This is a genomic window from Ferrimonas kyonanensis DSM 18153 (assembly GCF_000425405.1).
Lineage (GTDB): Bacteria > Pseudomonadota > Gammaproteobacteria > Enterobacterales > Shewanellaceae > Ferrimonas > Ferrimonas kyonanensis.
Genome location: NZ_AUDJ01000048.1, coordinates 1 through 14,507 on the forward strand (window position 1 = coordinate 1; position 14,507 = coordinate 14,507).

A 14,507-nucleotide genomic window follows, 5' to 3' on the forward strand; every position below is an offset into this window, starting at 1 on the left:
CCCTCGGCTGCGCCTTGGCTTTCAACCTCCGCACCATCCAGCATCAGAAAAAATCCGCCATTAGACAGACGATACAGAACCAAGGGGACGTCAGAGTCCCCCAGCGCGGCCAGCCGATAGCGGATCATCAAGTGGCGGGGGTAGGGCACCAGCTCGGCCAGCTCAAACCAAGGCGCGGAGTGTGCTTTGATTAGCATTATAGTAACCTCCGAAATGGGCCGCCGAAGCGGCCCCAGCAGCATGATTTAGTGAAGTAAATAGTTTTCTAGATGCTTATTGAGACGGTGGGGCGTTTGCAATAGAACAAACGACGGAGGGCTGTCGTTCAGGCATTCTAAAGCATCTTCTAGCTCAAATCGGCAAGACTCTGCCGCCTGAGTCACTATGTCTACCACCACCCGCAAATCATCCTCTGTCGCGGTATTGTAGTGCTTAAACAGCCACTGCCATTGTTCACCGAGGCTTTCCAAATACTCTGTGCGCCGCCGCTCCTGCTCAGCGATCCAGAACTCAAGCCAGGTTTTATCCGCCTTGGTTCGCTGGATCGCCACCTCGGGGTTGATCTGCCGCTCAATGTGCTCAACCCGCTCCAGGGGATCAAAGCCCATTGTCACCAGCAACAAGCTGGCTACCAGATCCTGCGCCCGGCGGTCGGTCAGCATCCGCCCGGTGTCAGAGCAGACACAACGCCCCTCCCATGCTCTGAAATTCTGCGCCAGCTTGTGTAGATCCTTGCCAAACAGCTCGGCGCGCATCTCCAATTGGGAGATATCGCCCCCCACCACCTCAAGCATTCGCGCCGTGGCTCGGGCAATCCCCATCACCACCACCCCATGAGTGGAGATATTCAGATTTCTGAACTCATCGCACCTCAGCTTTGAGACGCTAAAAGCCTTCCACCCAAACGCACCACTCCACGCCCCCCAGATGCGCTTAGACGCCTCCACAGCATCGTCGGGCAGGGGACGCTTAGGGGATGTGCCAAAAATGACTTTGGTGGCGTCTGAGAGCGTTTTAACGCTAAACAGAGCATATCCCTTCGGGTTGGGAATGTTGTTCTCTTTATCCAGACGGTGAGCGAACACCGAATCGCCCAGCTCATGCACCAAGCACGCCACCGGGCAGCGGTGGTTGTAAGACTGGCTCAGGGCCGCCGACGGCTTCACCGGAGTTGAGTTGACGTCGGAGAAAAACTGTTGCCGCACGGCCAGCGGCAGGTTTACAAACAGCATCATGCTGATGCTGTCTTTGTTCAGCGTGGCTAGCTGAGAGAAACGGATCGCGCCGGTGGCCCGGTGCTGGCCGTCAAACAAGTTAATTGTGGCATCCATCGGCACCCGCAGAATCCCGATGTTTGGTTGCTCTTTCGATACCGGCTCAAACACCACTTCGGCATCCAGTACGCCGGTCAGGGTAGGAATGATGTAATCGTTGCCCTTTTCGGCGGCATTGAGCAGGTAATCCTTGATCTTATCGGCGCGGACGCTGTTAACCGGGCGCTGGGAGCGCTCCATCGGGTTGCCCTTGTCGTCGAACGCGATCACCCGCTTCAGGTGCCCAATGGCGAAGGTGGTCAGGTAGTAGGGATTTTTGCCCTGCTGGCCTTTGGTAACAGGCAGTTCAAATTTCATGATGGTTTATCCTCGTTGATAAATGGCGTTTCGCCGGAAAAACAGGGCCTAAGGCGGCCCTGTTGGTCGCCTTAGGCAGCCAGTTTGTAACGCTCACCCAAGGGTGCACGCTCCACCACGACCAATTGACCTTGATCTGCCAGCTCGTAGAAAGCCGCTTTCCATTCGGACAAATCAGCCGATGGAGCCATCGACATAAGGCCAAAGAAAGTGAACCGCTTTTCTCTGTGCTGCGACAGAAGTAAGGCAAGCTGAATTGCTGGGGTCATGGGTATATCTCCTCGATACATGGCATTTCGCCGGATGGTGGTTAGCGCCTCTCGCTAACCTGTGACTAATTATCGTTGATTTACTATCGGGCGTCAACAGTGACGCTCGATCAGTTGGCAAAAAATCACTAAAAAAAGGGGGCCGACTGGCCCCCGATTTCAGGCGGCAATCTCTCGCGCCTTGTTCTGCTCTACTTGATCCAAAATATAACGATGCGCTTTAGCAGCGGCGGCGGACGCTTGGAAAATAAAACGCTTGTCATTTTTCAGTTTGTCCAGCCATGAGGCAATATAACTTTCATGCCCCAGGTGTTCGCCAATAATACCCACACCTGCACCAGTAAAAGCGGCTGTCAGCTCGGCTATCAGCTCTTCAAAAGCATAATCTTTATCACCGAACTTTTTGCCGAAGGTACGAGCAAGGCGATCCTTTGCGCCAGTCCAGTGGCCGATCTCATGAAAAGCGGTTGTATAGAAATTATCACTGTCAGTAAAACTGTTACGGGGCGGCAGCTTTATATAGTCGCCACCGTGGCTGTAGTAGGCCCGGCTTCCCTGTTCAATAATATTTGCTCCGCAGTGCTGCAAAATGTCTTCCGCCTGTTTGTGTACGTCGAAATCGGTCAGAATTACCACTTCTTCACGTTCTACCCCTTCAAACTGATCAAGGTTAAAAACGGTAAAGGCGCGATAAATGAAAACCTGTTCCTTTTCACCGGTCTTTTTATCTTCCTTATCAATCGGTGCGGCAAAAACTACCTTAGTTCCTTTTTCGCCTTTGCGTACCGTTGCGCCTTTCTGTTGGCCTTGTTTATAGGTCATCCACAGATCAGATTCAAAGCCGCAGTTATAACGGGCCGCCCACAGCAGTAAAACATTAATGCCGCTGTAATGCTTGCCGGTGAAGTAGTTACCGGGAAATCCAAAATCACGTTGATCCTTTTTCCAAGGGCAAGACCAAGGTTTAATACCGCTTTCCAAGGAGGCGATGATCTGGTCGGTTACGTGCTGATAAAGATCGAATTTTGCTTTCATAATAAAATGTCCTATGACAAATGGCGTGTCGCCGGAGGAAATTAGCGCCTCTCGCTAACCTGTGACTAATTATCGCAAAGTTTATTATGTGCGTCAATGGTGACGCGCGTAATATTTTGATTATTTTCCGTTGGGGTCTGGGGCGCGGAGCGGCCCCAGGTAAAGCCGCTCACTGAACCGGAAATAAAACCAGCGACCCTGATTCGCAAACCACTGAACATTCAAAAAAGCTGATATACCACCTCCTGCTAAGCTAGGCGCGAAGCGCCACGTCAGTAAAGGAAAGCACGGAGAAAGTAGGCAGTAAGTTTCTTTAATGGAATATTGGATTTCGAATTGCCTAAAACCGAGCCAGCAAAAATTTATTTTTGCTCGAAAGCGAGGGCATTAATATAGGGGCCAGGCACTGATAGGTAAGTTATGCACTGTGGGTCGAGTGGCCCCGTTAGGGGTGAGCTGAACGCGAGGGGCGAAGCCCCTAAAGTGGAAATATAGCGCATTGCTTGCAATGCAGCTGGTTATCACCAAGGGAGCGAAGCGACCACCGTGTGCGACCTGCTGGGCACGCCTGGGCCGCTTGCGGCCGTTACGAAGTAACCAGGCTGAACGGCAGGGGGTTTTGTGGTCGGTGTCTATGAGTTCACGAATAGGTAACACCCCCCAAAAGCCCGTCGCACACGTTTTTTTGGGCGGCGAAGCCGCGCGCGTAGCGCCCGCTTTTAAAGGCTTTTTGTGAGAATAGTGGTAGGAATAACCTTTAGAGTTTTATGAAACTCTAAAGGTTCGTGAAAAGATGAGTTCTAGCCCAGGCTCTGCCTGGATTCTCCTGAGAATCGGCTAGATATTGAACAGTGTTGATTTTTCTCTTTATTTGGCTAAAAAAGATGATGGCTTTTTAGTCATTTGAAGTCGTTAGTTTAATAGATGATGAGAGATTAAGGTTTTGATGATCGGATCTTGAAATGGTGAAGTATGTAGATTTTTTCTTCTTAAGTGGTCGGTTGCTCTAGTACCAAAGGGCCGCCGCCGAAGGTGGCGGAGGTACCAAAGAAGTGGTCGCTTGCGACCACTTTAAAGCTAGGCCGCTTTAGCGGCCTAGTTAGATTTTTGTTGTTTTTGAAGTTGATTTATCTATGGGCTTATCTATGGGTTTATTCAAATTCAAATGTGTTATTACCACTGATATTGCTACAAGGTCAGTTAACTCTAACTTGATAGGTGAAATAGTAACGCGCCAAGCCTTAGCTTGGCCGAAGGCGCAGTGAGGCCCGTTAGGGCCATCTGATTTATCCACAGCAAAGCTGTGTTACCAATAAGCTTTCTTTGAACAATAACTTTATTTATACAATAGAATAGAACACTCATCTGGTACTGTCGCTTGGTACTCTCATTTAGGTTGGGTTATACATGAATTACCCACAGGGACATGAAATCTACTTGATTGAAATAACGCAAATGGATGGTATGCGAGGGTTTTAATATAAAAGCGGTAGATTTTACTAAGAGGGATGATGGATTTTTAACCATAACTACCGATCAGGCACAACAAAAGCCGCAAACGAGCGGCCTATTAATGATCAATATAAATCAGTGTGGTTTAGGAGGGCGAGAGTAGTCTCTTTGAGAAAGCTTTGGCCGCTTCGGGGTCAATCTATGTCTGTAAACAACACTAGCTACCAGTAGCTCATAAGGAACCCAATCAAAACTTTGCCCGTTTTTCTTCGCCTTGGTTTCGGCGCGTTTAATTCCCTCTTTAACATTAGGGAAATGACAAACCTTTATATCATCCCAAAATGCTTTTGTGAGCTGCTTATAACTGGCTTCTGAGCGAGTAGTTCCCTCGCCGTCCACGTCCACCTTAATAGGGGTAGAAACATAGTAACCCGCCACTTTCAATAGATTAATATACCTATACCATGTAGCTTGTGGCATGTACTTACCGAATCTGCGTGTATACTCAAGCATTAGGTCATCATGAGTAACTGGAACCCAACCTTTTACCCCAGCAACCCATTGTCCTATGCGGCCCTCAACAGGAACGCAGTATGTCATAAAAACAATAAGTATCTCAGCTAACCGCAAGCGAACATGGGGGGGATAAGGATTGAAAATATTTGCTACAAGACAAGGAAGTCGATAAGGGTTATCGACCACCTCTTGTACTGCGGCAAATAAAATTCGGAAATGAGGTGGCAATTTATACCAAGATTTAGTTTTGTGGCTCCACTTTACGGCCTGAAAATGGGGGCATGGCTCCACACCTTTGCTAATCTCTGCGGCCATTTCCAAGGAGAGTTTAAGCCGCTCATTTTTCCTTTTCATGTAACGGTAATGGCGAAGTTCTTTGCCCGTCGGCACCGAAACAGACGCAGTATAAAGCGACGTCATCGTACCCCCTTAGTGGCAATGACCACTAGGGGAAGCAAGGGTAAATATAGGAGGTTAGCGGCGGTCATGGCACACACCCAACACATGCTCACCGGCAGCCAAAGTGGCGCGGTTCAGTGTCAACGAGTGGTGATGTGTGCGTACATAGGGCCAATTGCCCCGATAAAGAAGTAATGTTTTCATAGCGGTTCCGAGTAGTAAGAAGTTGGTTAGGGTGGTAAATCCTAACGAGATCCACATTACTAAAAAGGATCAGGAAGATCAACGGCATTGATCGCTAGACACAAAAAAACCGAGCCACTCGGGAGACTCGGTTTTTCTGCGAGGTTCAACGCGCCAGGTACCACCCCGAACGCTCCCCTCTCGTCCATGGTGTGAGAGCACACCGTTTAAAAGGCTAGCACAGTTAAACTGCTGTGCTCTTGGACTTGTTGATAGGATAGAACAACCCTATAAGGAAGATCAACCGTATCAGAGAAATTTCAACGTCTCTTTAGTCCGCATGAGACAGGGGCTTGCCACGTGATTTCATCTACTGTGCATTTTAAAGTTGCACACTGATAAACACTCAAAAGTGTGTGCAACACAGGTGGCACACTTCACGTATCAATCTCATCACGATTAAAAAGACGTCAAAAGCTCGCGGTAGCGAACTGTCCCAGGACAGATTTTGGTGGCAATTCTATCGCCCCGGAACACCTGCAGCGAAATGAAATGATGTCTTTCTATTTGCGAGTGTGCGCGACTTTCCGTGAACCCCAGGTACAAAGCCGGTTATGCTTTAGGGGAGGCCTCCGGCCAACTCTCTCTGCTCCATATCCACAACAGGACTTAAACAGAGAGAGGCCCCTACGCCATCCAATCCTGACTCGAAACACGCCGCTGTTCTTCGCCTCGGGCAATGGCGACATATTTTACGCGTGACCGCAGCGACTAGCACCACCCCAGAGCGCGACATCATGCTTCTCTGGCTTACTCATACGACTGGAATTAGGGTGACGGAGTTATCGCTGTTGAAGATCAGCGACGTGATGTTTCCGAGTGGCGACTTACGGAGCGAGGTTTTTCTTCGACCGGTGATAACGAAACACTGTCGACCGCGCACAATCTACCTTACTCACGTTCGAGCTATAGAGGCTGTAGAGGAATGGCTCGACTATCGTCAGCGCCGGGGTTGGGAGTGCGGCCAGGGGGCTACCTATAGGGGTTTCTGGGGTGGATCAACTCTTGTATTGACCCACAAGGGGAGAGCGTTCGAACAATCGTTTAAGACGCGAAAGCTGAAGACCGGGTCAAAGACATATCGTGTTTGCGATTCGTTGCAGCAGTCTATCAGCCGCACCTATCGAAGGGCGGGGATCTGGGGCGGAAGTAGTCACAGTGGCCGGAGAACACTAGCAAATAGGGTTGTCGCCTCTACTGGCAGTATCGAATTAGCGCAACAGATCTTGGGGCACTCGGAGTTAGAACACGTTGCGCCTTACCTGGACATTGACCCCCAAATTATACGATTAGCTTTCACTCTGGCCCTCTAAGGTGTACAGTCTCACAGTGAGATAGATAACTAGAGGCTATAGCGACTGTGACCGCCGCTGAATTCAAGGCGTGGTGTGAACGCCATAAAATCACACCGGAACAAGCTGGCATAGTGCTTGGCTGTTCAAGAGCAACGGCTTTCCGTTATGCGGGAGGCTCATCGGAGATCCCCGCCCCAATAGCTAATCAGTGTGAATTAATGGATTTGCTACCTGCAAACAAAAGTCTCACGGTGATACAAAAAAGGCTTGCCATAGTCTCACGGTGAGACTATATTGAATGTATGGTTTATGGATAGGAAAGCACTATGGATGACCTTAGCGACGAGATTTACCAGGAAGGCTACCGAGCTTTCAATAAGGGTGAGCCAGAATCAGCTAACCCATACTCCGGCATCGATGCTGAGTATTGGTCGGATGGCTGGGTAGACGCTCAAGAAGACGAATAGGAAAACAGGAGATCGGGATTATGGATGAAACGTTCATCAAAGAGCTTATTGCGGCAGATGCCAAGGCCACTGCTGACAATCAGGAGAAATACCCTGATCTGGCACCAGAAGAATGCTGCCCCCATAAATCAGCTGAAAGCGTTTACATTGGTGATGGCGATACGGAACACTCATGTCGTTACTGCGGCTGGAGCTGGATTACTACCAACCCCAAACACCTTGAATAGACCGAGATAGGAAAGCGAATCGATGCCGAAGTTAACCAAAGCCGAAGCGGCTTGGCTTAAAAAAGTTCAGAAGGTACTTAACGAGTGCCCATCTCAGCGCCTCGGATTCTTCACCATTGGTGATGACAGTTTGATGCTCTACGACAAGGGGAGAGAGGGCGAAATTAATCAGTGGATGGATCGGCACCCTCAAGACTTTCCGGTTGCAGTCGAGCAATTAGATGCCGATTTTGGAGAGAGTCTGACATTCCCAACCGATGTGCATAGCGTGGCCGGGTAACAGTAGATAGGAAAACAGATGGGAACGATGAGCCAATTCACGGGGCTGCAAGGGCAGTATAACGATGATGACCTTAAGTTGTTCATTCGGCTCGAAGGAAACCGCTTTTGCGTGACTGTAGAGCCAGAATATCGCTATAACGGCACTCCGACCTTAGATGGCATGTTCCCACGCCGGTACAAGTCCGTTGGCGCAGCTAAAGGCGCTGTAACGCGAATGCTAGGCAGTCCAGTTTGGACGCCGATAGATGCCCCTACAGCGGTCAAGCGAATGCAGTGGCAAGGCGATAATGCCTACGAAGTGCCAGAACTGTTGCCGGAGCACAACTTTCACCACAAGCGCGGGGTGCTGATTGTCCACCAGGCAATCGGTGAACTTAGAGTACCCAAAGGGCAGTGGTTTTTCGTGGATCAGATGGGATATGCCCATGCTGAGCTAGTACAGAGTAAGTAGATAGGAAAGCGGACGATGAAATGTGAAAGCTGTTACGGCACCTTGCTGAGTCAGTTTCGTAACGAACTGGATGAAGCTAACCACGACAAGATCCCAACCGAGGTAGCCGCCGCCAAGGCTCGGGTGGCCCTTATGGAAATGCTGATCAGGGACGACGAGCAAGAAATTAACGATGCCGCCTTCCCTGAGCTGGAAGATTGATAGAGAAAACCGCCTGACTACCAGGTAACAGAAAGGAGAAGAAGAGAATGTCTGACATTCAACACCAAGAGGAAGAAATCCCGAAGTGCCCTGAGTGCGGGGCTGAGGCGGGTACGCCACAGGGCTTTTGCAATGAGTGTGCGGGAGAGGGGTTTAGCAACCTCGACAGCTAAAGAGGTGGCCGGGGCTCCGGCCCACTTCCCGAGCCCTGGAGGGCCAGGGCTGAGGAAGTGAATCTGACACATAGGAAAGCGATGAGGATCAAGTAATGCACGAAGCCAAAATTCAAGCCCTGTTTGATGAAGCAAACCGACGCTGTGGGCTGTCATATGAACTGTGTTTAGATTTTTTCAACTTATCAGTGGATCACTACCTGAAAAGCATAGAAGAGGGGGAGCGTCCGGCTGTGGTGGCTTTGGCTAAGAAACTGGATTACCAGTCTCCGGAGGAACGAATCAACGAACTGGACGAAGGTGAATGTATTCATCATCTGCCGGTGGATTGCTGCCCGCTGGGGTGCGGCGAATACTGACGCATAGGAAACCGAGGAGTAAAGATAAAAATGCTTTCATCAGAGATACTGAAAAAGTTTACCTCTGCCTTTGCAGAGAATGGCACAGATGCGGCCAAGAGCGCGTTACAGGGGCTATCAACGTCTGATCTTCAGACGCTGATGGCTGACCTTAGTTTGCTAAGTCAAATTGCAGAACGGGCCACTCCAGACCCGAAAGCGGATCAAGACGAGCAAGCACGAATGAGACAGGCAACCCGAAGTCGAATGATAGATGCCATGACGTATAAAGCCAGAAATTAACTCAGAGATAGGAAAGCGAGTGACTACCAACGCCGATACTCAGACTCTCAAGCAGCGAGCTATCGAGAGGTTGAAGTTCAACCTGGATGAATGGCCACACTGGCATCAGCGACCAGATTACACCCTTCCGATTGACGGATTCGTTTGGAGTAACCTCGATCGTGGTGGCTGCTGGAAGTTGATCAGCGATGATCGGTCCGAGGTGATCACAGAGTCGGATTTGGCTGAGTGGTTTGCCTTGAAGCAACAATGATGGAATAGGAAAACAGCCTGTCTCTTTTCCCCGCTCAGGCGGGGATGCCAATACCGGCATATAGCATTGAGGAACAAGGAAAATGAGCAATTTAGTGAGTGGCGACACAGTAACCGTTGCAGTGCTAGGCGAGATTGCATCCCGGTTTGAGTACGCAGACAGTGACCATAAAAAGGCGGCTATCGACAAGATGAACAACGCCATCTATGCAGAAACCGACCTCGATGAACTCGAAGCGATTGCCAAGTCATACTCGGTTGATGGTGACTAAAAACCTGGCCGGGGCAACCCGGCCCACTTCCCAAGCTCATACAGCCGTGTGGGTTTAGGAAGTGATTACTACGGGATAGGAAAACTCAGAAAGGAGAGAACAGATGAAAGAATGGTATTTCAAAGCTGCTGCGTTGGCCTTGGGGTTCACCCTGATTGTCTTGGGTCTTCAACAGGCCGGGTTCGTACTCAATGGCCTGATGCTGGCCGGAGTGGTGCTAGTTACTGCTGGGGCCATCGGTTGGCCCCCCGTTGCTAACCAGGTAGAGGGAGGCAAAGCCTTCGTTGTGTCAGCCAAGGGCAGGGGTTCCATTGGTCGTCAAACCCAGCCATAGGGAATCGATGATGTTAAAGGTGTATTTTTACTTTCTCATTTGTTCAGCAATGATCGCCGGGATGGGTTCAAACCTTGATCCTGCTAAATATCCCGATTGGGTGGCGTTGGTTATGTTTTTCAAATGGATAGCTATCGGCCTATTTGCGTCAGGCATTTTCGTGCTGGTAATTAAAAGAAGCAAGTAATGGAAGTGAATTCTACGGGATAGGAAAGCGATGATGACCAAAAAAGCGATTTCAGAGTTATTCACGGCTGAAGAAGCAAGAGAACTGTTTGAGAATCAGTTCCCCATGCTGAGAGTGAAAAGCCTAGGTGAGCCTGTTTATAGTGTTGCACCCTATAGCAATGATGAATACGCCGCCTTTGTTGTTTACGCCGCATTGCTGGCTGATGAGCAGGTGGTGAACAAATATCACGTTTTGATGTGGTGGGATGTGAATGAACAGGCCGTGCGCCTGACCCTACCTGATGGCTATTACCAAGCGTATGTCAAAGATTTTGCCGAGTGGTTGAGCCTGGCGCAAGATACCCAAATGGCGGCGTTAACGCCGGAACAATGCCGAGAGCGGTTTACGCACTGGTTGGCTTCAGCACAATAGGAAAACGGCCATGGAGCCTATAACGAATGACAAACGGGGTGACGCTCTCACCCCTTGGAAACCTGGCCGTCGCAGCGCATGAACAACTGGTTGATCAGCGAACGTCGGCATTGCGGGTCTGGGCGGCATAGAGCCCAGTGATAGATAGGAAAAACCTTTGAGAATTAAGATAGACGCTCTTAATGAGCAAGAGATAGCGTTACTCATGGTACTTAGGAAAGCTAAGACCCTCGATACACTGGAAATTATGACAGACCGCCTGGAGCGTGATGCCGTCAATAGCACTGAAACTGCTGAGGTGTGTCGGGCCTTTGACGTAAGAGAAGCTGAGATTGAACGAGGTAAGTATTGCTAACACAATGACTTCTACTTCGCATAAATATCCCAGTAATCTTTTGCCGGGCATGACGGCATTTTTTTACTGAATGCTGGTTTCACAAAGCCAAAAGACTTCAATAACCCTCATCGATGCTGTAACCTGGTATAAGTAATGACACCAAAAGTCAACCTAACCAATGTTGCAACTAACCAGACGACGTAAATCAAGGTGAGACACCATGTCGAAAAGCACACTCCGCTGTACCGAAAAAGCAAGCCTGGAAATTGAAAAAATCAAAGGCCATTACGGCGAAGCAACCGCAAATCAGGCTATCAATAGAGCGCTTGAAAACCACCTTTTCATCATCAATTCTCTCGAGCAAAAAAAAGAAGAAAGCCGACAACTAACTAATGAGTTAGTTGAATTAAAGCTATTGCTTAGAAAATTATTTGAAACTCAGAATGAGCTGAAAAAAATTTGCTAGTAGAAACGCCCCGCTATTCGGGGCGTTCTTGTGAAATCAATTACAAAGACTGATCAATACGCAACCAGAATGACTGCGGCTGAACCCTAATAGTGTAAGGTACAGCAGTAGTTTGGGAAGATTCCAACTTCTCAACCGAATCAGTGAGATCACCAAACTGAGTAGGCAACGTGGCAGAAGCCGCTGAAGCCGCCAGTTCAATCAAGCTATCTGTGGCTACGTCCTTATAAACATCTTCACGGTTTCGCTCAATATAGCCATCTAAGCCAGAGCGCTTGTTAAGGTCATAAGCCGTTGCACTCAGTTTATTGATGACTTGCTTGTCTGGAGTAACAGCCCTGCGAGTGGTGATCGCAAGACGCTTAATCTGTGCATTAAAGCCTTTTGATGCATATATGATCGTGCCTCTAGGAATGCTATTGAATTGACCGACCAAGTCTTCCTCAAGAATCAGCTCTACGTCCCCTGTATCCCCTGAATTGACTTCTCTATCTATCCTAGCTTTTACCCACGTACCAAAGAGTATTCCGTACTCCTTATTAGTACGGACAACTGTACCATAGCTACCGCCACCGTTTCGGCTAAAACTTGGATCATAAGCCCCTGGAACATAGACCGACTCTTTGATTTTTTGAGAAGAAAACACCTCCGAAGTATTTGAATTTTTCACATTTTCAATCTTAACTCCATCTTTAAGGTTATTCTTAGCGTTAATAGAATCATCACTGGCCCGCGTTTTCTTAGGTTGGGTGGCTTCCTTTCCAGCCCCCCTAATCTTCATTTTCTCAAGTGCTATTGCTTCGTCATAAGAGAGTGGCTGAGGCTCTGCCGATGAATCCTCTGATTGCTTATCTTGGATAATCACCTGATTCCCTTTAGAATTACTCTGCAATTCCTCGCCATTTTCTTCGCGGTTTTGGCCCAAACCAGAGTCAAAATTGCCTTGCTCTCCATCTACTGACTTCAAATAACTAAGAAGATTCAACATCGACTCAGGGTCACTCTTCTGACGCGAAGCTTTAGCTTGAGCTTCTTTATTTGCTCTCTTAGCTATTTTCCTTGCCTCTTTCTTGTCATCAGCCAGGTTTTCAGCAGCAACCGATGTTGTAAAAAAAAGAAAAAGAAGCAGCAAACGAGTGAACTTTACCATTGAACAACCCCTCCCCCTACATTGGTGTCAATCTGCAACATCAATTCAGCAGCAGAATCTAAAGCAGAATCTGTAGTAGTAATTACACATTCCTTCTCTCCAAACCGTTCTATCATCCCCTCGCAACGATGGTATACGGCTATAGGGTTGCGCTTACCTTCATCATCCATTTGATAAAGACTGATTCCCTGTAATCCCACCCCAACGCTATTTTGGTTGGTCAGCGTGAAAATAAGATTTCGAAAAGACTCAAACTGGTGTATCTCTCTAATCTGCACCTCCATCACGTAACCATCGCCGGTTCTCACTATTTGATTTTCACGAATTCTAGTTACTGACGGCGCTACCACAGACAATTCACCGATCATAGCTAAGGCCCGTTTCCGAGCTTCGATTTCAAGCGCTTCAGATTTCTGCCTATACTCTTTTTCCATAGCCGATGTGCGTCGTTTTACCGACTCAGAAATCAAATACTCTCTATCTTCATTGCTAATATCAAAGATGATATTAGATGGTGATAAAGCTCGATCTAGGGTAGCCCTAAGCTCAATAGTAAGGTTGAACCCTCCCGCACTCAGATAGAGATAACCGATAAAGGGGTTTTTCAACTCACCTCGCTCTCGGTCAATATATGGGTCAATTGCAGCCCTATTAATCATGACTGTCAAATGGTTTTGGAGTATCGACGCCTCAATCTTTCCCTGTTGGCTAGTCAATGCGGGAACAGTGTAATAAACCGGGTTGGTTATGGTAGTTGAAAGCGATGGGTTCAGTTCATTCAGCATGAAAGGAAACATCAACCTAACGCCTAGGTCAGGCACGACATACACTACCTCCCGAGTATCTTGTCCCAACTTCCAATTTCTCTTTGTTGGTTTACTGATACTATTGGCATGGCCTTGGAAGGCGAAAAACACCAAGGTCATAATCACTATATTAAATGTCTTGAATCGCATGAACCTTTGCCCCCAAAAGTGAAAAATCAGTTCGAGGCACTAATCGCAATGTTACCTCTTGCCTAAACTCCTTGACTTTTTTACGAGTTCCAATTGCCTGAATTTCTCCAGCTAAAACCGCCCGAACCAATACATAATCGCCCCCATCAGCATCAACAAAGGATCTGCGTTCTAATACTCTGATCTCATCATCATAAAACTCTACTGACGTTTTGTTCTGCGCCGTTTCAACGATAGCCATCAAGTTGGATTCCTCCAAAGCAGCTATATGCAATTCTCTTAGAGATTGCGTTTTACCTTTCTGAGGCATGGTATCCATCATCGAAAGCACACAGGCCACATCATCCCGAAAAGTTGAAGCATTCAACGACCAATAACAGCTTCCGAATCGCTTAATAGTTCCCTTAATCTCTGCATCTGTTCTCGCTAACGGATCTTCAAAATTCACACGGCCCAACATATTACCTTGTTGATCAACAACAATAATGTTTGGTTGTCGAACCGCATGAAACCATAATGTGAAGATGTAAAGCATCAAGATAACAAAGAACGCTATCCATCCTATGCCGCCCCTTCGGGACAGGCTTACAAAATAACTTCCAATTAAGCCATGACTAGCGTTGTTCGTTGTGTGTCCTATGCTCCTTGGTTCACTTCTCATTTCATAAGCCCCTTCTTCCTAAGATTTTGTCGAATAATTGCGCCCCGTCTACTTTGCTTTTTACTGCGTTCGTTGGCGTCTTTTTGCTCCTGTTCCTGTGCTTCCTGACCATCATTATTGGTTTCCTCCATCTGATCTTGATGGTTTGCAGCAGTAAAGCCTGATTTTGAATATCGCACACTCGGTGAATTAGGAG

At 48.1% G+C, this 14,507-nt stretch carries 21 protein-coding genes; 12 read left to right on the forward strand and 9 right to left on the reverse strand.

Annotation, left to right across the window (positions count from 1 at the left end):
• The 5 genes from H598_RS24290 to H598_RS26565 all read right to left on the reverse strand — a co-directional run.
• A partial coding sequence (locus H598_RS24290) for a hypothetical protein (protein ID WP_035415897.1) occupies positions 1 to 197 on the reverse strand: 197 nt, incomplete at its 3' end.
• A 48-nt stretch (positions 198 to 245) separates the two neighbouring features.
• The gene (locus H598_RS25620; protein WP_051252714.1) at positions 246 to 1,631 is read right to left on the reverse strand and encodes a DGQHR domain-containing protein; all 1,386 of its coding nucleotides are present in this window, start codon (positions 1,629 to 1,631) and stop codon (positions 246 to 248) included.
• 71 nt (positions 1,632 to 1,702) lie between these two features.
• A complete protein-coding gene (locus H598_RS0113145) occupies positions 1,703 to 1,900 on the reverse strand; it encodes a hypothetical protein (RefSeq protein ID WP_028113426.1) in 198 nt (65 codons plus the stop codon).
• A 159-nt stretch (positions 1,901 to 2,059) separates the two neighbouring features.
• On the reverse strand, positions 2,060 to 2,935 hold the full coding sequence (locus tag H598_RS24300; protein ID WP_051252715.1) for an ArdC family protein: 876 nt from the start codon (positions 2,933 to 2,935) through the stop codon (positions 2,060 to 2,062).
• Positions 2,936 to 4,522: 1,587 nt separating this feature from the next.
• Positions 4,523 to 5,323, reverse strand: coding sequence for a hypothetical protein (locus tag H598_RS26565; protein WP_156897039.1), 801 nt, complete (start codon positions 5,321 to 5,323; stop codon positions 4,523 to 4,525).
• A gap of 920 nt (positions 5,324 to 6,243) precedes the next feature.
• On the opposite strand from H598_RS26565, the gene H598_RS27195 reads away from it, so the two are divergent.
• From H598_RS27195 to H598_RS0113235, 12 genes are all read left to right on the forward strand, one after another.
• Positions 6,244 to 6,858: a tyrosine-type recombinase/integrase gene (locus H598_RS27195; protein ID WP_211227301.1), complete on the forward strand. Its 615-nt coding sequence runs from the start codon at positions 6,244 to 6,246 to the stop codon at positions 6,856 to 6,858.
• Between the two features lie 308 nt (positions 6,859 to 7,166).
• Complete coding sequence (locus H598_RS26775; RefSeq protein ID WP_169629274.1) at positions 7,167 to 7,307, forward strand: ribosome modulation factor; 141 nt, start codon at positions 7,167 to 7,169, stop codon at positions 7,305 to 7,307.
• A gap of 20 nt (positions 7,308 to 7,327) precedes the next feature.
• Positions 7,328 to 7,534, forward strand: a complete 207-nt coding sequence (locus H598_RS0113170) for a hypothetical protein (protein WP_028113427.1) — start codon at positions 7,328 to 7,330, stop codon at positions 7,532 to 7,534.
• A gap of 22 nt (positions 7,535 to 7,556) precedes the next feature.
• Positions 7,557 to 7,814, forward strand: a complete 258-nt coding sequence (locus H598_RS0113175) for a hypothetical protein (RefSeq protein WP_028113428.1) — start codon at positions 7,557 to 7,559, stop codon at positions 7,812 to 7,814.
• An 18-nt stretch (positions 7,815 to 7,832) separates the two neighbouring features.
• Complete coding sequence (locus H598_RS26875; RefSeq protein ID WP_035415898.1) at positions 7,833 to 8,267, forward strand: hypothetical protein; 435 nt, start codon at positions 7,833 to 7,835, stop codon at positions 8,265 to 8,267.
• Between the two features lie 15 nt (positions 8,268 to 8,282).
• Complete coding sequence (locus H598_RS0113185) at positions 8,283 to 8,468, forward strand: hypothetical protein (RefSeq protein ID WP_028113429.1); 186 nt, start codon at positions 8,283 to 8,285, stop codon at positions 8,466 to 8,468.
• A gap of 268 nt (positions 8,469 to 8,736) precedes the next feature.
• The gene (locus tag H598_RS0113195) at positions 8,737 to 9,000 is read left to right on the forward strand and encodes a hypothetical protein (protein WP_028113430.1); all 264 of its coding nucleotides are present in this window, start codon (positions 8,737 to 8,739) and stop codon (positions 8,998 to 9,000) included.
• 301 nt (positions 9,001 to 9,301) lie between these two features.
• Positions 9,302 to 9,535, forward strand: coding sequence for a hypothetical protein (locus H598_RS0113205; protein ID WP_028113432.1), 234 nt, complete (start codon positions 9,302 to 9,304; stop codon positions 9,533 to 9,535).
• A gap of 82 nt (positions 9,536 to 9,617) precedes the next feature.
• Positions 9,618 to 9,806 carry a hypothetical protein gene (locus tag H598_RS24320; protein WP_035415899.1) on the forward strand — a complete coding sequence of 63 codons (189 nt, stop codon included), beginning with the start codon at positions 9,618 to 9,620 and terminating at the stop codon, positions 9,804 to 9,806.
• A gap of 103 nt (positions 9,807 to 9,909) precedes the next feature.
• Positions 9,910 to 10,140: a hypothetical protein gene (locus tag H598_RS0113215; RefSeq protein WP_028113433.1), complete on the forward strand. Its 231-nt coding sequence runs from the start codon at positions 9,910 to 9,912 to the stop codon at positions 10,138 to 10,140.
• Between the two features lie 217 nt (positions 10,141 to 10,357).
• Positions 10,358 to 10,741: a hypothetical protein gene (locus H598_RS0113225; RefSeq protein WP_028113434.1), complete on the forward strand. Its 384-nt coding sequence runs from the start codon at positions 10,358 to 10,360 to the stop codon at positions 10,739 to 10,741.
• A 557-nt stretch (positions 10,742 to 11,298) separates the two neighbouring features.
• The gene (locus tag H598_RS0113235) at positions 11,299 to 11,544 is read left to right on the forward strand and encodes a hypothetical protein (protein ID WP_028113436.1); all 246 of its coding nucleotides are present in this window, start codon (positions 11,299 to 11,301) and stop codon (positions 11,542 to 11,544) included.
• A 40-nt stretch (positions 11,545 to 11,584) separates the two neighbouring features.
• Here the strand turns inward: H598_RS0113235 and H598_RS0113240 are convergent, their stop codons facing one another.
• The 4 genes from H598_RS0113240 to H598_RS26780 all read right to left on the reverse strand — a co-directional run.
• Positions 11,585 to 12,694, reverse strand: a complete 1,110-nt coding sequence (locus H598_RS0113240) for a TrbI/VirB10 family protein (protein WP_028113437.1) — start codon at positions 12,692 to 12,694, stop codon at positions 11,585 to 11,587.
• A complete protein-coding gene (locus tag H598_RS0113245) occupies positions 12,688 to 13,479 on the reverse strand; it encodes a hypothetical protein (RefSeq protein ID WP_156897040.1) in 792 nt (263 codons plus the stop codon). The genes H598_RS0113240 and H598_RS0113245 overlap by 7 nt, the downstream gene beginning before the upstream one ends.
• A gap of 151 nt (positions 13,480 to 13,630) precedes the next feature.
• Complete coding sequence (locus H598_RS0113250) at positions 13,631 to 14,311, reverse strand: hypothetical protein (RefSeq protein ID WP_035415900.1); 681 nt, start codon at positions 14,309 to 14,311, stop codon at positions 13,631 to 13,633.
• Positions 14,308 to 14,507 (reverse strand): hypothetical protein (locus tag H598_RS26780; RefSeq protein WP_169629276.1); only part of this gene is annotated, 200 nt, incomplete at its 5' end. The genes H598_RS26780 and H598_RS0113250, both read right to left, overlap by 4 nt.